Genomic DNA, 18033 nt, shown 5'->3' on the forward strand with positions numbered 1-18033 from the left:
TCTGTCCGGAATCATTAATGGATCGCCCGCAATTTCGTGCTGCTTTTTTTCATCCGCGTTTCTGGCTGCTGTGGCTGGGTTTAGGCGTGCTGTGGCTGGTGGTGCAACTGCCCTATAAAGCGCAGTTGTGCATCGGCCGGGTGCTGGGTGCCCTGATGTATCGGGTAGCCGGTGAGCGTCGGCGCATTGCCGCGCGTAACCTTGAGCTGTGTTTCCCTGAGAAATCTGCCGCCGAGCGCGAGCAGTTGCTCAAAGACAATTTTGCCTCGACCGGTATCGCTTTCTTTGAAATGGCCATGAGCTGGTGGTGGTCCAGGCCGCGCCTGGCCAGGCTGGCCCATATTGAAGGCCTGGAGCACCTCAAGCAGGCGCAACGGGATGGCAAGGGCGTTATTTTAATGGCGTTCCACTTCACCACACTGGAAATCGGTGCCGCCTTGCTCGGCCAGCAACACACCATTGATGGCATGTACCGCGAACACAAAAACCCGCTCTTCGATTTTATCCAGCGCCGCGGGCGTGAGCGACATAACCTCGACTCGCTGGCAGTGGAGCGCGACGATGTGCGCGGCATGCTCAAGCTGCTGCGCTCAGGAAGGGCTATCTGGTACGCACCTGACCAGGACTACGGCGCCAAGCAAAGTATCTTTGTGCCGCTGTTCGGGATTCAGGCCGCAACTGTGACCGCTACCAGCAAGTTCGCCAAACTGGGCAAAGCGCAGGTTGTGCCCTTTACTCAGCAGAGACTGGCGGATGGCAGTGGTTATAAATTGGTGATTCATCCGCCCCTGAGCAATTTCCCCGGAGAAAGCGATGAGGCTGATTGCCTGCGAATCAATCAATGGGTCGAGCGCGCGATACGCGAATGTCCGGAACAATACCTGTGGGCCCATAGACGCTTCAAAACCCGTCCGCCGGGCGAGCCCAAGCTCTACGACAAGCGCCGTTGAGCCTGTCTGCTGCAAGGGCGAGCTGCCTTGAGGCCGCTGGCTCCGGTTACGGGCCTGATCCTGTCCGGAGGCGGTGCGCGGGCGGCTTATCAGGTTGGCGTACTGGCAGCGATTGCCGAGTTGCTGCCTGCCGGTTGCGCTAATCCGTTCCCGGTCATTGTCGGTACTTCGGCCGGGGCAATAAATGCGGTCAGTCTGGCGAGCGGGGCGCTGGACTTTGCCAGGGCGGTCGAGCACTTGACTGAGTTCTGGCAGGGCTTCGAGAGCCATCTGGTGTTGCGCAGCGACTGGCCTGGGGTGATCCACCAGGCTGCCCGCTTTCTGAGTCACAGCCTGCTCGGGCTGGGCTCCCATGTTCCCGTGGCCTTGCTCAACAGTTCACCCTTGCGCAGTTTGCTTGCCGATAAAATCAATTTCGCCGGGATTGATCAGGCAATTGCCGAGCAGCAGTTGCGGGCTGTGGCGGTGACGGCGTTTGGTTATACCTCGGGTCAGGCGGTGACCTTCTATCAGGGGCAGGTGGCAATCGATGGCTGGTTGCGCCACCGGCGTATTGGTTTGCCTACGGCATTGACGGTGGATCATCTGCTGGCCAGCTCCGCCATCCCGCTATTGTTTGCCCCGGTCAAGGTCGGGCAGGAGTACTTCGGTGACGGCGCGGTGCGTCAATCTGCGCCCATCAGTCCCGCCCTGCACCTGGGGGCCAGTCGTGTACTGGTGGTGGGGGTGAGCGGCAATCCGCGCGGGCCTGACCCGCAAGTCGACCAGCAACTCTACTCCAACGCTCAGCAACCCACGCTGGCGCAGATTGGCGGGCACATGCTCAACAGTACCTTCATTGACAGCCTCGAGAGTGATATTGAACTGCTCGAGCGCATGAACCACTTCGCCCGCCTGTTGCCGCATCAGTCAGACAATCTGGGGCTGGCGCCGGTAGAGGTGCTGATCATCGCCCCGAGTCAGCCGATCGACGAAATAGCGGCCCGCCACCGGCATGAACTGCCGTCGGCGTTGCGCATGTTTTTGCGCGGTCCGGGCGCCACCCAAACCAGCGGCGCAGGGGTGCTGAGCTACTTGCTGTTTGAGTCAGGCTATTGTCGGGAATTGATTGAGCTTGGGCGGCGTGATGCGATGGCCAAGCGCGAAGCGCTATGCCGATTTTTGCGGGTTTAACCTCAGGGCAGGGCTGCACTGGCATGCAGCCCTGTGAACCTGATTATTCAGCGATCTGCAGTTTGCGGGCTTCGGTATAAATGTAGCGCAACTTGTCGTACTCAAACGGCGAGTCGAATTGCCCATAGCGGAAGCTGGTGTTGTAGCGCTTGTCGACAGCGCCCAGTACCCAGATTTCCGGATGCCGGGTGCTTTCGTGAGGCACGTTGAGGAAGTTGATTTCCTGATTCACGCCGTAGTCGACCACCAGACCCGTGGTGTCACGCAGGTTTGAAGGGCCGAGGATTGGCAGCATCAAGTAAGCACCACCGGGTACACCATAAAAGCCCAGGGTTTGCCCGAAGTCTTCGCTTTGGCGTGGCAGGCCCATGGCAGTTGCCGGGTCCCACAAGCCGCCCACGCCCAGCGTGGTGTTCAGCAGCAAGCGTCCTGTGGTCTCCAGGGAGCGATGTCCCTTGAGTTGCAGCAGGCTGTTGAACAGGTTGGGTACATCACCCAGGTTGTTGAAAAAGTTGCTCACCCCGGTACGCAGGAAGCTCGGGGTGACATAGCGGTAACCATCAACCACTGGCAGGAAGACCCATTGGTCGAAGCGGTAGTTGAAGTGGTAAATCCGGCGGTTGATGGACTCCAGCGGGTCATACACGCTCAGGGCGTTCATGGTCGCGCGTTCAAATTCACGCTGATCAAGACCGGGATTGAACTGCAGCATCTTCAACGGCTGGGTAAAGCCGTCGATGTCCTGAGTGCGTTCGGTCTGGGTCTTGCCGTTGTCTGCCTGGGCATAGCCGGCGCTGAGCAGGGCGGCGAGAAGCAAAATATGTTTAGCCACGGAAGAACTCCAGCATAGCGTCAGCGTTGACACGGTAGTTGAGGTTGCCGCAATGGCCACCATACGGGTAGACCGTCAGGCGATTGCCGAAGGTTTTACGCAAAAATCCAAGATCGCCAGGCCCCAGGATGATGTCGTCAGCGTTATGCATGACGGAGATCTTCGGGCTGTTTTGCAGATAATCCTTGAGCGCGTACAGACTGACCTGATCGATCAGTTGCAACAGGCTGCCGCCGTCAGTCCTGGCGCGCCACATCGGGATCACCTGCTCTGTGAGATAGCAGTCGAAGTCGCATTGCAGCGAGCGCTTGAGGAACGGTGTGAGGCTGGTGCCTTCGGTGATCGGATAGTTCGGCGGGGTAATCAGTCCGCGGCGGTTGATCAGGTCCGAGGTGAACACGATGTCGGCCGATGCGAAGCGGAACATAGTGCCGATCAGCATTGCCATCTGTTCGTTGGTCAGGCGTTCCTTGGAGTTCTGCAGGTCGTAGACCAGGGCGGCATTTATATCGACATAGCCTTTTTGCTGGAAGTAGCGGGTCAGTTTGTTCAGCAGCAATTCATAGAAAGTGGTGCTGTTGTTGATGCCTTTAACCTCGGTCTGCACCAGCTTGTCGAGGTTGCTGATGGAGGTGTAGAGATTGACCGGCGGGTTAAGCAGCAACACTTTTTTGAAGTTGAAGGTTTTTCGGGTCTCATCCAGATGGCTGACGAACGCTGCATCCAGCGCTCCCAGGCTGTAGCCGGCCAGGTAGTAGTCGGTGACCGGGACGTTAGCCTGCTGCGCACGCACGGCCTGCATTACCCGGTACAAATCTTCGGCATCGTACTGGCTGATGCCCGGGGTGGCATAGCGTGAGGCGGCGCTCATAAAGTCATAGCTGGTCGGCGATGACAGTTGCACCACATGGTAGCCGGCCTTGTAGAAGAGCTTTTTCAGGAACTCGTTGAGGCTGCTGTCATAGGGCGCGCCGGTGCCTGCAATCAGAAACATCAGCGGGGCCGGATGATCCTGTTTGGCCATGCGGTAGGAGAGCTTTTTTACTGCCCAGAAGTTGGCGGGCAAGGTGAACTCGCGTTCAGGGCGCAGCTTGAGGCTGTAATCCGACTGGTCGATATCGTCATCGTCCGGAAGCAGCGGACGCATTTCCGGAGGTGTAGTCGCAATTGTGGCTTCGAATGGGTTGGTCAGGGGGTAGCCATAGGTGGCGGGGTCAACATCGACCGCCTGTGCGGACGCACTCAATAAAAGGCCGCAGAGCAAGGCGGCGAAAGGCAGAGAACGAAGCATGGAGACTATCCCTAAGAAGGTGCGCAGAAGATTCGCAGGCTATGACCACAGGGCTACCGTCAAAGTGCCATGGAGCAGCACGATTAAATCCCCGATTCCGTTTAGAGCAGGCAAAAAGCTAGCAGACGATACACGTTGAATGACTTTAGTGAACAGATATCTGATTGCAAGGCTTGCATACCGAAGAGGGGAGATTAAGCTGGGCGCCGTTTTGCCTCTTGGAGTTTTTTATGCGTGCTCGTATGCCGTTGATCTTGCTGCTTCCCGTCCTGGCTCTTTGGCTGGCTGCCAGTTATGGCCTGCGCTATGGCTTTATGGAAGACTCGCAATGGGTCGGGACCTGTGTTGCAGAGGCGGCGCGCTGGGAGTGCCAGTTGCGGGCGAATATGGGTTGGCTGATTCATTTCCGGGTGCTGGGCTGGGTAGCTGTGGCCACCTCGGTGATCGCATTTTTTGTTCGCGGGCGGGTAGGCAGAGCGCTGGCAGTTTTGGCCTTGCTGTTCGGGTTTCCTGCGCTGGCGCTGTATAACGCCAGTCTGGCGGTGTTCGCCGTGGTGATCGCGGGGTTGCGCCTGGTCAGGGCGCGCTAGGCGCCTGAACCGTCGCGGGCAAGCACACTTTGTAGAAGCTTGCCTGCCCGCGATCCGTTGCAGATTTTCAGCGAATCCTGAGACTGCGCCACAGCGCCGCTACCATCAGTACGCAGACCAGTGCCCAGCCCCAGGCCTGTTGATTATCAAGCCCTTCGCGATATAGCTGTATCGGTATCCCGGCGCCAATGATAAATGCCAGCAGGCCCAGCTCCCGGCGCGGGCCCCGTACCGGACGCAACAGGTAAACCAGTGCAGGCAGCAGCAGCGCAGCACTCGGGAAGCTGCGATAGCGCGGTTCGAAAACCAGCCCCAGCATCATCACGGCTCCGGCGAAGCCCGCGGCGGCAAGCCACCATCCGGCCCGGCGTTCCAGCACATTGAACAGGCGCTCGCGCCAGCCATCCTTTTGACCCAGGGCCAAAGCGCCATGGGTCAATACGATGAGATTCAAGCCGAGCAGAATGCCTGCCCATAGCCATTCTCCGGCGTAACGGCTGGTGACCGAAGCCAGTTCGGCCCATGCCACGACGCTGCAACCCGCAATAGCGCCCAGGGCCGGCAGCAGCAGGGCAGAGCGAGTGCTGCGAGCCCGCCCGCCAACCACCAGGGTGCTTAAGAACAGTGCCACACCAAGTCCCAGCCAGACGGGCCAGTGCGGAAGGTTGGACACAGGCCCGGCCAGAATGCCCTTGTCCTGGCGATCGGCATCAAACAAGCCCCAGTAGCCGCCGACAGCGCCTTCGCTGCCGCGCTTCCAGGGCTGGTCGAAGGCTTCGATAAGGTTGTACTTCCAGCCATTCTGTTCCGCTTGATTGACGAAGCCACGGATGAATTTGGCCTCGTTGACCCGGCTCGGCAGGGCGGTCTCACGCTGGCGTCCTTCGCTTGGCCAGCCGGTTTCGCCAATCAGGATATCTTTGGGCGCGAACTTGTTGCCGAACACCTGGCGAATCTGCGCCACATGCTTCACTGCCTGGTCGATGCCCGCAGGGTCATCTTCCCAATAAGGCAGTAGATGGATAGTCAGGAAGTCCACGGCCGGGGCAATTTCCGGATGTTGCAGCCAGAACTCCCAGACATCGGCGTAGGTAACGGGTTGCTTGATCTGGCTTTTGACCTGATTGATCAGCTTGACCAGTTGTGGCGCGGTGACTTCTTTGCGCAGCAAGGCTTCGTTGCCGACGATCACAGACGTGACCACGTCCGGGTTGGCATTGGCCGAGGCAATCAGTGCCTTCACTTCTTCGGCGGTCGCTTGCGCATTGCTGCTCACCCACGCCCCCATCATCAGCTTCAAGCCGTGCTTGCGTGCCAGTTCGGGCAGTTGTTCAAGGCCTGTCTGAGAGTAGGTGCGAAGGCATTCGAAACGGGTGGCCAGCAATGCCAGATCCGCGTCCATCCGCTCAACCCGTGGCACGAAGGGCTGCTCGAACGGCGACTGATCCTTGTCAAACGGGGTGTAAGACGCACATTGCAGTTTGTGGGTCGGGGTGGCGGCATCGGGCAAGATCACCGGTTGGCCAAGGCCGTACCAGAAACCGGCAATGGCAAACACGCCCAGTACACAGGCGAACAGATAAGGCAGGACGGGGGAGCGGGCAGTCGCGGACATGGTCAGGCCGTATGGGAGCAAAGCCGCGCATCTTACCTGCAATTGGAGGGCGTACCGCGCCCGGTAAAGTTTGGACATGTAACCCTTGATGGCATCCCGCTATTCAATGGGGGTTCCTGTTGCCGCAGTGCGGTCGATGTCGTTAGCGGGTGCCTGGGGGTCGTCGTCAGAGCAGGCCGGCGAACGGGCGGGGTTGATTATCGAGGGGCATATTGGGTCGGGGTGCAGGGCGGGCCCTGAAATAGTTGATGTGGCCCGGCACTCGTCGGGCCCTGCACTGCGAGGAATCACTAATGAAGATGCGACGAATTTTGAGCGCGGGAGCTGCCTTGGTGCTGGCGATGAGTGCGGGGCTGGCGAACGCCCAGAGCAAGCCGACGCTCAATATTGGCTATGTTGACGGCTGGTCCGACAGCGTGGCGACCACCCATGTAGCGGCTGAAGTGATCAAGCAGAAGCTGGGCTATGACGTGAAGCTGATGCCGGTCGCCACCGGGATCATGTGGCAGGGCGTAGCGACGGGCAAGCTGGATGCCATGCTGTCGGCCTGGTTGCCGGTTACCCACGGCGAGTACTGGGCCAAGAACAAGGACAAGGTTGTCGATTACGGGCCTAATTTTAAAGACGCAAAAATTGGTCTGATCGTGCCTGAGTATGTGGCAGCCAAGTCCATTGCCGACCTCAAGGACGATGCCGGTTATAAAAAGAAAATCGTCGGCATTGATGCAGGATCCGGCGTCATGCTCAAAACCGACGAGGCGATCAAGGACTACGGGCTGGACTATAAACTGCAGGCCAGTTCCGGGGCGGCCATGACCTCGGAGCTGGGTCGCGCTTACGCTAAAAACGAGCCGATCGTCGTCACTGGCTGGGTACCGCACTGGATGTTTGCCAAGTGGAAACTGCGCTTCCTGGATGATCCGAAAGGTGTGTATGGCGCTGCGGAAACAGTCAACAGCATCGGCAGCAAAGAGCTGGACAACAAAGCCCCTGAAGTTGCGGCCTTTTTGAAAAAATTTGCCTGGAACTCCAAAGACGAGATTGGCGAGGTAATGCTGGCCATTCAGGAGGGCGCAAAACCTGAAGCAGCGGCAAAAGAGTGGGTCGCCAAGCACCCTGAGCGGGTTGCCGAATGGACCGCTAAATAAACACGAGGTGTCTAGCTCGCAGCACACAAGACCGTTTGGTGTTTACACCAAGCGGTTTTTGCATATCCGGGGTTCGGCGCGGCTGCACATCGTCCTTGCAGACTAGAGAAACCGGGGCCTTGAGCGAATCTGGCGCTCTACTACTAAAGTCGTCTGGAATTGAATTTGAAGCCCCCTAATAGTGAAAACGTTCCATCTCATCTGTGCTGCGAGGACAAAAATAATGAACGACAGCATTTACCTCTCTATTCAAAACAGTCCGCTCTTCAAGGAGCTGGTTAGAAAAAGAGAACGCTTCGCCTGGATACTCTCGGCAATCATGCTCGGGTTGTACGCCATCTTTATCCTGTTGATTGCTTATGGGTCACACATCATGGGGGCCAAACTAAGCCCCGGTTCGTCCATCACCTGGGGGATACCTATCGGCGTGGGGCTGATTGTTTCGGCTTTTATTCTGACTGGCATCTATGTGCACCGGGCCAATGGCGAATTTGATGACCTGAACAATGCAATTCTCAAGGAGGCGGGGCAATGATCGGGCGTCTACTGGCAACACTGGGCGTTGCTGCCCTGGCCCCTGGCGCCTGGGCAGCCGAAGCCTTGACCGGGGAAGTTCAAAAACAGCCGCTGAACATTTCGGCGATCATTATGTTTGTCCTGTTTGTCGGGGCAACGCTATGCATTACTTATTGGGCTTCCAAGCGCAATAAATCGGCAGCGGACTATTATGCTGCCGGTGGCAAAATCACCGGTTTCCAGAACGGCCTGGCGATTGCGGGCGACTATATGTCTGCCGCCTCCTTTCTGGGTATTTCCGCGCTGGTTTACACCTCTGGCTACGACGGTCTGATCTATTCCATCGGCTTCCTTGTGGGTTGGCCAATCATTCTGTTCCTGATTGCGGAACGTCTGCGTAACCTGGGCAAATACACCTTTGCCGATGTGGCCTCCTATCGATTGGGCCAGGCCCAGATTCGCTCCCTGTCGGCCTGTGGCTCGCTGGTGGTGGTGGCGTTTTATCTGATTGCGCAAATGGTGGGGGCGGGCAAGCTGATTCAGTTGCTGTTCGGTCTGGACTACCACGTTGCGGTGATTCTGGTTGGCATCCTGATGTGCCTGTACGTGTTGTTCGGCGGCATGCTGGCGACCACCTGGGTACAGATCATCAAGGCAGTTCTGCTGTTGTCAGGTGCAACGTTCATGGCCGTAATGGTGATGAAGCACGTTAACTTTGACTTCAACTCGCTGTTTGCCGAAGCCGTCAAGGTTCACCCTAAAGGCGAGGCGATCATGAGCCCCGGTGGCTTGGTGACGGATCCGATTTCGGCATTCTCCCTCGGGCTGGCGCTGATGTTCGGTACTGCAGGTCTGCCCCATATCCTGATGCGCTTCTTCACCGTCAGTGATGCGAAGGAAGCCCGTAAAAGCGTGCTCTACGCGACCGGCTTTATCGGCTACTTCTATATCCTGACGTTCATTATCGGCTTCGGCGCGATTCTGCTGGTGAGCACCAACCCTGCCTTCAAGGACGCGGCCGGTGCCTTGCTGGGCGGCAACAACATGGCGGCCGTGCATCTGGCCGATGCAGTGGGCGGCAGTATCTTCCTGGGCTTTATCTCGGCAGTGGCCTTTGCCACCATCCTGGCCGTGGTTGCGGGCTTGACCCTGGCAGGTGCTTCGGCGGTGTCCCATGACCTGTATGCCAGTGTGATCAAGAAAGGCAAAGCCAACGACAAGGATGAAATCCGCGTTTCGAAAATCACTACCGTAATCCTCGGCGTGCTGGCGATTGGCTTGGGTATTTTGTTCGAAAGCCAGAACATCGCGTTCATGGTGGGCCTGGCATTCTCCATCGCTGCCAGTTGTAACTTCCCGGTACTGCTGCTTTCCATGTACTGGAAAAACCTGACCACCCGCGGTGCAATGATTGGCGGCTGGATGGGGCTGGTCAGTGCTGTTGGCCTGATGATTCTGGGTCCGACCATTTGGGTGCAGATCCTGCATCATGAAAAAGCCATCTTCCCTTACGAGTACCCGGCGTTGTTCTCGATGATCATCGCGTTCGCGGGTATCTGGTTCTTCTCCATCACCGACAAGTCCAAGGCGGCAGAGAAAGAGCGTGCACTGTTCTTCCCGCAATTTGTACGGTCTCAGACCGGTCTGGGGGCGAGCGGGGCGGTGGATCATTGATCCGCTATAAACGGCAGATGTAAAAAATCCCCCTGTCGCAAGACCGGGGGATTTTTGTTTGTGTCGCTGTTCAGTAATGCGTAGGCGAGGGCTGTTGATCGGCGCTTCAAGAGCTGGGGAAAGCTCGCTCCTGCAGGCAGGCAGTTACATTCGGCCCAAACTAATACGGCCCCTGCTCTTATCAAGAGGCAGGGGCCGTATTGGCTGCAATCAGGACGCTATCGTGGGACAGGCCTTACTTGCGGTCTTCCAGCTTGGTAAGGTCACGCTGCTCGTAGCCGGTGTACAGCTGGCGCGGGCGGCCAATCTTGTACGGGCTGGAGAGCATTTCTTTCCAGTGCGAGATCCAGCCAACTGTACGCGACAGGGCGAAGATCACGGTGAACATGCTGGTTGGAATGCCGATCGCCTTGAGGATGATCCCCGAGTAGAAGTCGACGTTCGGGTACAGCGAGCGTTCGATGAAGTACGGGTCGGTCAGGGCGATCTCTTCCAGGCGCATGGCCAGTTCGAGTTGCGGATCGTTCTTGATGCCCAGCTCTTTGAGTACTTCGTCGCAGGTCTTCTTCATGACCGTGGCGCGCGGGTCGCGGTTTTTGTAAACCCGGTGACCGAAGCCCATCAGTTTGAACGGATCGTTCTTGTCCTTGGCCTTGGCGATGAATTTGTCGATGTTGGACACATCGCCAATTTCGTCGAGCATGGTCAGCACGGCTTCGTTGGCGCCGCCGTGGGCAGGGCCCCACAGTGCAGCGATACCGGCAGCGATACAGGCGAACGGGTTGGCACCCGAAGAACCTGCCAGGCGTACGGTGGAGGTCGAAGCATTCTGTTCGTGGTCAGCGTGCAGGATAAAGATCTTATCCATTGCCTTGGCCAGTACCGGGCTGATCGGTTTGATCTCGCACGGCGTGTTGAACATCATGTGCAGGAAGTTTTCGGCGTAGGTCAGGTCGTTACGCGGGTACATCATGGGTTGACCCATGGAGTACTTGTAAACCATCGCTGCCAGGGTAGGCATCTTGGCAACCAGACGGATCGCGGAGATTTCGCGATGCTGCGGGTTATTGATGTCCAGGGAGTCGTGGTAGAAGGCCGAGAGGGCGCCGACTACACCGCACATGACCGCCATCGGGTGGGCGTCACGACGGAAGCCGTTGAAGAAGGTCTTCAACTGCTCGTGAACCATGGTGTGGTTCTTCACGGTGCTGACAAATTGAGCCTTCTGCTCTGCGGTCGGCAGTTCGCCGTTCAGCAGCAGGTAAGCGGTTTCAAGATAGTCAGAGTGTTCGGCCAGCTGTTCAATCGGGTAGCCGCGGTGCAGCAGGATACCGTTGTCACCATCAATATAGGTGATCTTCGACTCGCAAGATGCGGTCGACATAAAGCCAGGGTCAAATGTGAACCGGCCCGTGGCCGTAAGGCCTCGCACATCGATTACATCGGGACCCACGGTGCCAGTTAAAATGGGCAGCTCGACGGGGGCTGCGCCCTCGATGATCAACTGCGCTTTTTTGTCAGCCATGTGGCCTCCTATTTATGCTTGAAATCATCAGACAGACCCCCCACGCAGGGCCCGCACCACTATAGTGAGATAAATTCGAATGTCAATTTGCCTAAAGTCTTGCTGTACAAGGCTTTGAACCGCGATTTTTAGCGAATATCCCTGCCGTTTACGCCTTTTATGCCCGAAGCGCAATGCGCTATTAGGGGAAGGTGATTGCGTTGTCATTAGTGACCTAACTGTCTATACTCGGCAGCCGACCGCCAGGGGCTTTTGGGCCTGTTTAGATGGGGGTCGTCACTCCCGGGTGGTGGGTACCTGACCAGTGCACATCCCAACAAACTTGCCCTGATTGTTAGGGGCTCTTCAGTGTGAAAAAAGCCGTGAATAGCCAACGACCTGTAAACCTAGACCTAAGGACCATCAAACTCCCCATCACCGGCGTTACGTCATTTCTGCACCGTGTATCGGGCATCATTCTTTTTCTCGGCCTGGGCTTCATGCTTTATGCATTGAGCAAATCCCTGGGTTCCGAAGAAGGTTTTGCCGAGGTGAAGGCATGCTTGACCAGCCCGCTGGCCAAATTCGTTGCGTGGGGCCTGCTCTCTGCCTTGCTGTATCACCTGGTTGCCGGTGTGCGCCACTTGATCATGGACATGGGCATCGGTGAGACGCTTGAAGGCGGCCGACTGGGCTCGAAAATCGTAATCGTCATTTCTGTAGTGATGATTGTTCTGGCGGGAGTTTGGATATGGTAACCAGCGTTACGAACCTGTCGCGTTCGGGCCTCTATGACTGGATGGCACAGCGTGTGTCTGCGGTTGTTCTAGCGGCTTATTTCATCTTCCTGATCGGATACCTCGTTGCGAACCCTGGCATTGGCTACGCCCAATGGCATGAGCTGTTCGCAAGCAACTGGATGCGTATCTTCAGCCTGCTGGCCCTTGTTGCACTGGGCGCACACGCCTGGGTAGGCATGTGGACCATCGCGACCGACTACCTGACGCCAATGGCACTGGGCAAGTCCGCGACAGCAGTACGTTTCCTCTTCCAGGCAGTCTGCGGCGTTGCAATGTTCGCTTACTTCGTCTGGGGTGTGCAGATTCTTTGGGGTATCTGATTCATGGCTAACACAGTTAATACACTCTCGTTCGACGCCATTATCATTGGCGGCGGCGGTGCAGGCATGCGCGCTGCTCTGCAGCTGGCGCAAGGCGGTCACAAGACTGCCGTAATCACCAAGGTTTTCCCGACTCGTTCCCACACCGTATCGGCACAGGGTGGCATTACCTGCGCGATCGCGTCTGCGGATCCAAACGATGACTGGCGCTGGCACATGTACGATACCGTCAAGGGCTCCGACTATATCGGTGACCAAGACGCTATCGAGTACATGTGTTCCGTAGGCCCGGAAGCCGTTTTCGAGCTGGAACACATGGGTCTGCCGTTCTCCCGTACCGAACAGGGCCGTATCTATCAGCGTCCTTTCGGCGGTCAGTCCAAGGACTTCGGTAAAGGCGGCCAGGCTGCCCGTACCTGCGCTGCAGCCGACCGTACCGGTCACGCGCTGTTGCACACCCTGTACCAGGCCAACCTGAAGGCCGGCACTGTATTCCTTAACGAATACTACGGTGTCGATCTGGTCAAGAACGAAGATGGTGCCTTTGTAGGCATGATCGTGATCTGCATCGAAACTGGTGAAACCTCTTACGTCCGCGCTAACGCGACCGTATTGGCCACTGGCGGTGCAGGCCGTATCTACTCCTCTACTACCAACGCCCTGATCAACACCGGTGACGGTATCGGCATGGCGCTGCGTGCAGGCGTACCGGTACAGGACATCGAAATGTGGCAGTTCCACCCGACCGGCATTGCCGGCGCCGGTGTACTGGTTACAGAAGGTTGCCGTGGTGAAGGTGGATACCTGATCAACAAGCACGGTGAGCGTTTCATGGAGCGTTATGCTCCGAACGCCAAAGACCTTGCAGGTCGTGACGTTGTAGCACGCTCGATGGTTAAGGAAATCATCGCGGGCAACGGTTGCGGTCCGGATGGCGACCACGTAATGCTGAAACTCGATCACCTGGGTGAGGAAGTTCTGCACAGCCGTCTGCCAGGCATCATGGAGCTGTCCAAGACCTTCGCTCACGTCGATCCTGCCGTAGCGCCGATCCCGGTAGTTCCTACCTGCCACTATATGATGGGCGGCGTTGCCACCAACATTCATGGTCAGGCTATTACCCAGGACGCTGAAGGCGTCGACCAGATCATCCCTGGCCTGTTTGCAGTGGGTGAAGTGGCTTGCGTATCGGTTCACGGTGCCAACCGTCTGGGCGGCAACTCGTTGCTCGACCTGGTGGTATTCGGTCGTGCTGCCGGCCTGTTCCTTGAGCAGACCCTGAAAGAAGGCGTTGATTACGCCCGTCCGCGTCAGTCCGACATCGATGCTGCCCTGGCACGTCTGGATGGCCTGAACTCGCGTACCGACGGCGAAGACGTCGCTACCCTGCGTAAAGAACTGCAAAGCTGCATGCAGAACTACTTCGGTGTATTCCGTACTGGCGAATACATGCAGAAGGGTATTGCCCAGCTGGCTGATCTGCGCGCGCGTATTGCCAACGTGAAAATCAACGATAAGAGCCAGGCGTTCAACACTGCTCGTATCGAAGCCCTTGAGCTGCAAAACCTGCTCGAAGTGGCTGAAGCGACTGCAATCGCTGCTGAAGTTCGTAAAGAGTCGCGCGGTGCTCACGCCCGTGAAGATTTCGAAGATCGTGACGACGTTAACTGGCTGTGCCACACCCTGTACTTCCCGGGTGAAAAGCGCGTAGCCAAACGTGCGGTGAACTTCTCGCCGAAAACCGTTCCGACCTTTGAACCTATGATTCGGACTTACTAAGGGTGGCCGATATGTTGAAAGTCAGTGTTTATCGCTACAACCCGGATCAAGACGCCGCGCCGTTCATGCAGGAATTCCAGGTCAATACCAACGGTAAAGACCTGATGGTGCTGGACGTGCTGGCCTTGATCAAAGAGCAGGACGAAGGTTTTTCCTATCGTCGCTCGTGCCGTGAGGGCGTTTGCGGCTCCGACGGCATGAACATCAACGGCAAAAACGCACTGGCTTGCGTTACGCCGCTGTCTGCTGTCGTAAAAGGTAACAAGTTGATCGTTCGTCCTCTGCCAGGTTTGCCGGTTATCCGTGACCTGGTCGTCGATATGAGCATCTTCTACAAGCAATACGAGAAGGTGAAGCCGTTCCTGCAGAACGATACTCCGGCCCCGGCCATTGAGCGTCTGCAGTCTCCGGAAGAGCGCGAGAAGCTCGACGGTCTGTACGAGTGCATCCTGTGCGCTTGCTGCTCGACTTCGTGCCCGTCCTTCTGGTGGAACCCGGACAAGTTCCTGGGCCCTGCTGCACTGCTGCAAGCCTACCGTTTCCTGGCTGACAGCCGTGACACCAAGACCAGCGAGCGTCTGGCTTCACTGGATGACCCGTTCAGCGTATTCCGCTGCCGCGGGATCATGAACTGCGTAAACGTGTGTCCGAAGGGCCTGAACCCGACTAAGGCCATTGGTCACGTGCGTAGCATGCTGCTGCAGAGCGGCGTGTGATTCAAAGCTGTACTGCAGGATCGCTGTAACCGTAGATGCTACGGCGCAGGCTTCAACCGGCGCCGTAGTTTTAACCTGAGCAACAGCTCAAAAAGCTGCGGCTCTTATTTTGAAGAAATGAGACCAGCAGGGGCATCCGGGCTGGTACCCGGACTATCAGCGTGATCCTAAGTGGCTTGTTTTAGTCGCTGTATTCGGACTTTCTCAAGCGTGCTCTGGTGTTCTCGTCGATGGTGTCCCCTAACCGAGGGTGACCAAGCATGCAAGAAAGCGTGATGCAGCGCATGTGGAACAGCGGCTATCTTTCAGGTGGTAACGCTGCCTATGTGGAAGAGCTCTATGAGCTCTACCTGCACGACCCTAACGCTGTGCCAGAAGAATGGCGCACCTACTTTCAGACGTTGCCCAATGACGGCAACTCTGCCAACGATGTTTCGCACTCTACAATCCGCGACCATTTCGTGCTGCTGGCAAAGAACCAGCGCCGCGCCCAACCGGTTTCTGCCGGGAGCGTGAGCAGTGAGCATGAGAAGAAGCAAGTTGAAGTGCTGCGATTGATCCAGGCCTATCGGATGCGCGGCCACCAGGCAGCCCAGCTTGATCCGCTGGGGCTGTGGCAGCGTCCTGCACCTGCAGACCTGTCGATCAATCATTACGGCTTGACCAATGCCGATCTTGATACGACCTTCCGTGCCGGCGACCTGTATATCGGCAAAGAGGAAGCGAGCCTACGCGAAATTCTCGAAGCTTTGCAGCAGACATATTGCCGCACCATTGGCGCCGAGTTCACGCACATCGTCGATTCCGAGCAGCGCCACTGGTTTGAACAGCGCCTCGAAAGCGTACGTGGCCGTCCAACCTACTCGGCAGAGATCAAGGGCCATTTGCTTGAGCGCGTGACTGCTGCTGAAGGCCTGGAAAAGTACCTGGGCACCAAGTACCCGGGCACCAAGCGTTTTGGCCTGGAAGGCGGCGAGAGCCTGATTCCTTTGCTGGACGAGCTGATCCAGCGTTCGGGCAACTACGGCACCAAAGAAATCGTTATCGGCATGGCCCACCGTGGCCGTCTGAACGTTCTGGTCAACACCTTCGGTAAAAACCCGCGCGACCTGTTCGACGAGTTTGAAGGCAAGAAGAAAATCGAGCTGGGTTCCGGTGACGTTAAATACCACCAGGGCTTCTCCTCCAACGTCATGACCTCCGGTGGCGAAGTCCACCTGGCGATGGCGTTCAACCCTTCCCACCTGGAAATCGTTTCTCCAGTGGTTGAAGGTTCGGTACGTGCACGCCAGGATCGTCGTAACGACAAGACCGGCGAAAAAGTGCTGCCGATTTCCATCCACGGTGATGCTGCATTCGCAGGTCAGGGCGTGGTCATGGAAACCTTCCAGATGTCGCAGACCCGCGGCTTCAAGACTGGCGGTACGGTTCACCTGGTGATCAACAACCAGGTTGGCTTCACCATCAGCAACCCTGAAGACTCGCGCTCTACCGAGTACTGCACTGACGTCGCGAAAATGATCCAGGCGCCGATCCTCCATGTAAATGGTGATGATCCGGAAGCCGTATTGTTCGTGACCCAGCTGGCAATCGACTACCGCATGCAGTTCAAGCGTGACGTCGTGATCGACCTGTTCTGCTACCGCCGTCGCGGTCACAACGAGGCCGACGAGCCAAACGGCACTCAGCCGTTGATGTATCAGCAGATCGCCAAGCAGCGCACTACCCGTGAACTGTATGCCGAGCGTCTGACTCAGGAAAACGTGGTTGACGCAGAGCGCGTTCAGTCCAAGATCGACGAATATCGCAACGCGCTGGACAACGGTCTGCATGTTGTGAAAAGTCTGGTCAAAGAGCCGAACAAAGAGCTGTTCGTTGACTGGCGTCCGTACCTGGGCCACGCCTGGACTGCGCGTCACGACACGCGTTTTGATCTGAAAACCCTGCAAGAACTGTCGGCCAAGCTGCTGGAAATTCCAGAAGGCTTTGTGGTTCAGCGTCAGGTGTCGAAGATCTACGAAGATCGTCAAAAAATGCAAGCCGGCGGCCTGCCGATCAACTGGGGTTATGCCGAAACCATGGCATACGCGACCCTGGCGTTCGAAGGTCACCCGATTCGCATGACCGGTCAGGACATCGGCCGCGGTACGTTCTCGCACCGTCACGCCGTGTTGCACAACCAGAAAGATGCTGGCACCTACATCCCGCTGCAGCACCTGTACCAGGGTCAGCCACGTTTTGACCTGTACGACTCGTTGCTGTCTGAAGAGGCTGTACTGGCGTTCGAATACGGTTATTCGACCACCACGCCGGATGCTCTGGTTATCTGGGAAGCCCAGTTCGGCGATTTCGCCAACGGCGCCCAGGTTGTAATTGACCAGTTCATCACCAGCGGTGAGCACAAGTGGGGCCGTCTGTGCGGTCTGACCATGTTGCTGCCACACGGTTACGAAGGTCAGGGCCCGGAGCACTCCTCCGCACGTCTTGAGCGTTACCTGCAATTGTGTGCCGAGCACAACATTCAGGTGTGCGTACCAACGACTCCAGCGCAGATTTACCACCTGCTGCGCCGTCAGGTTATCCGTCCGCTGCGCAAGCCGCTGATCGTCCTGACACCCAAGTCGTTGCTGCGTCACAAATTGGCAGTCTCGACCCTGGAAGATCTGGCCGAAGGTTCGTTCCAGACCGTTATTCCGGAGATCGATGCACAGGATCCGGCGAAAGTCGGTCGCATCGTGCTGTGTAGCGGCAAGGTCTACTACGACCTGTTGGAAAAACGCCGTGCCGAAGGTCGTGATGACATCGCCATCGTGCGTCTTGAGCAGCTGTACCCGTTCCCTGAGGACGACTTGATTGAAGTCCTGGCTCCGTACAAAAACGCCAAACACATTGTCTGGTGTCAGGAAGAGCCGATGAACCAGGGTGCCTGGTACTGCAGCCAGCATCACATGCGCCGCATCATTGGCGGTCACGATAAATCTCTCGTACTTGAGTACGCGGGCCGTGACGCTTCTGCTGCACCTGCTTGTGGTTATGCATCGATGCACGCCGAGCAACAGGCAAAACTGTTGCAAGACGCGTTTACTGTTTAACGCCTTCGCGCACTGAAACCGAATTTAAGGAAC

The 18033-nt window shown here is 57.2% G+C and carries 15 protein-coding genes; 11 read left to right on the forward strand and 4 right to left on the reverse strand.

Annotated features, from left to right (window positions below):
• Positions 1-17 precede the first annotated feature (17 nt).
• Positions 18-950, forward strand: a complete 933-nt coding sequence (locus JQ848_RS07475; RefSeq protein ID WP_003446885.1) for a lipid A biosynthesis lauroyl acyltransferase — start codon at positions 18-20, stop codon at positions 948-950.
• Between the two features lie 27 nt (positions 951-977).
• Positions 978-2123, forward strand: coding sequence for a patatin-like phospholipase family protein (locus JQ848_RS07480; RefSeq protein ID WP_003446887.1), 1146 nt, complete (start codon positions 978-980; stop codon positions 2121-2123).
• Positions 2124-2166: 43 nt separating this feature from the next.
• On the opposite strand, the gene JQ848_RS07485 is transcribed toward JQ848_RS07480, so the two are convergent.
• Both JQ848_RS07485 and JQ848_RS07490 read right to left on the reverse strand, forming a co-directional pair.
• Complete coding sequence (locus JQ848_RS07485; RefSeq protein ID WP_003446888.1) at positions 2167-2955, reverse strand: MlaA family lipoprotein; 789 nt, start codon at positions 2953-2955, stop codon at positions 2167-2169.
• Complete coding sequence (locus JQ848_RS07490) at positions 2948-4246, reverse strand: serine/threonine protein kinase (RefSeq protein WP_127195891.1); 1299 nt, start codon at positions 4244-4246, stop codon at positions 2948-2950. The genes JQ848_RS07485 and JQ848_RS07490 overlap by 8 nt, the downstream gene beginning before the upstream one ends.
• Positions 4247-4476: 230 nt before the next feature.
• Between JQ848_RS07490 and JQ848_RS07495 the strand changes: the two genes are divergently transcribed.
• Positions 4477-4836 (forward strand): hypothetical protein, encoded by a 360-nt coding sequence (locus JQ848_RS07495; protein ID WP_202210431.1) that lies wholly within the window; start codon positions 4477-4479, stop codon positions 4834-4836.
• 67 nt (positions 4837-4903) lie between these two features.
• Here JQ848_RS07495 and JQ848_RS07500 read toward each other — a convergent pair whose 3' ends face one another.
• Positions 4904-6451: a glycoside hydrolase family 17 protein gene (locus JQ848_RS07500; protein ID WP_202210432.1), complete on the reverse strand. Its 1548-nt coding sequence runs from the start codon at positions 6449-6451 to the stop codon at positions 4904-4906.
• 293 nt (positions 6452-6744) lie between these two features.
• Here JQ848_RS07500 and JQ848_RS07505 point away from each other — a divergent pair, with 293 nt between their 5' ends.
• The 3 genes from JQ848_RS07505 (at position 6745) to JQ848_RS07515 (ending at position 9789) form a co-directional block, all read left to right on the forward strand.
• Positions 6745-7599: a glycine betaine ABC transporter substrate-binding protein gene (locus JQ848_RS07505; protein WP_003446895.1), complete on the forward strand. Its 855-nt coding sequence runs from the start codon at positions 6745-6747 to the stop codon at positions 7597-7599.
• 223 nt (positions 7600-7822) lie between these two features.
• Positions 7823-8134, forward strand: coding sequence for a DUF485 domain-containing protein (locus JQ848_RS07510; protein ID WP_003446897.1), 312 nt, complete (start codon positions 7823-7825; stop codon positions 8132-8134).
• The gene (locus JQ848_RS07515) at positions 8131-9789 is read left to right on the forward strand and encodes a cation acetate symporter (protein ID WP_202210433.1); all 1659 of its coding nucleotides are present in this window, start codon (positions 8131-8133) and stop codon (positions 9787-9789) included. The genes JQ848_RS07510 and JQ848_RS07515 overlap by 4 nt, the downstream gene beginning before the upstream one ends.
• A 235-nt stretch (positions 9790-10024) precedes the next feature.
• On the opposite strand, the gene gltA is transcribed toward JQ848_RS07515, so the two are convergent.
• Positions 10025-11314, reverse strand: coding sequence for a citrate synthase (gltA, locus tag JQ848_RS07520; RefSeq protein ID WP_003446901.1), 1290 nt, complete (start codon positions 11312-11314; stop codon positions 10025-10027).
• A 350-nt stretch (positions 11315-11664) separates the two neighbouring features.
• Between gltA and sdhC the strand changes: the two genes are divergently transcribed.
• The 5 genes from sdhC (at position 11665) to JQ848_RS07545 (ending at position 18000) form a co-directional block, all read left to right on the forward strand.
• Positions 11665-12051: a succinate dehydrogenase, cytochrome b556 subunit gene (gene sdhC, locus JQ848_RS07525; protein WP_085985560.1), complete on the forward strand. Its 387-nt coding sequence runs from the start codon at positions 11665-11667 to the stop codon at positions 12049-12051.
• Positions 12045-12413 carry a succinate dehydrogenase, hydrophobic membrane anchor protein gene (sdhD, locus tag JQ848_RS07530; RefSeq protein WP_003446906.1) on the forward strand — a complete coding sequence of 123 codons (369 nt, stop codon included), beginning with the start codon at positions 12045-12047 and terminating at the stop codon, positions 12411-12413. Before sdhC ends, sdhD begins: the two co-directional genes overlap by 7 nt.
• A gap of 3 nt (positions 12414-12416) precedes the next feature.
• Positions 12417-14192, forward strand: coding sequence for a succinate dehydrogenase flavoprotein subunit (sdhA, locus tag JQ848_RS07535; RefSeq protein ID WP_003446909.1), 1776 nt, complete (start codon positions 12417-12419; stop codon positions 14190-14192).
• Between the two features lie 11 nt (positions 14193-14203).
• Entirely contained in the window at positions 14204-14908 is a 705-nt protein-coding gene (locus JQ848_RS07540) for a succinate dehydrogenase iron-sulfur subunit (protein WP_003446911.1), read from the forward strand.
• 260 nt (positions 14909-15168) lie between these two features.
• Complete coding sequence (locus JQ848_RS07545) at positions 15169-18000, forward strand: 2-oxoglutarate dehydrogenase E1 component (RefSeq protein WP_003446913.1); 2832 nt, start codon at positions 15169-15171, stop codon at positions 17998-18000.
• Positions 18001-18033 lie beyond the last annotated feature (33 nt).

Origin of the sequence: Pseudomonas paraversuta (assembly GCF_904067025.1) — a bacterium.
GTDB classification, from domain to species: domain Bacteria; phylum Pseudomonadota; class Gammaproteobacteria; order Pseudomonadales; family Pseudomonadaceae; genus Aquipseudomonas; species Aquipseudomonas paraversuta.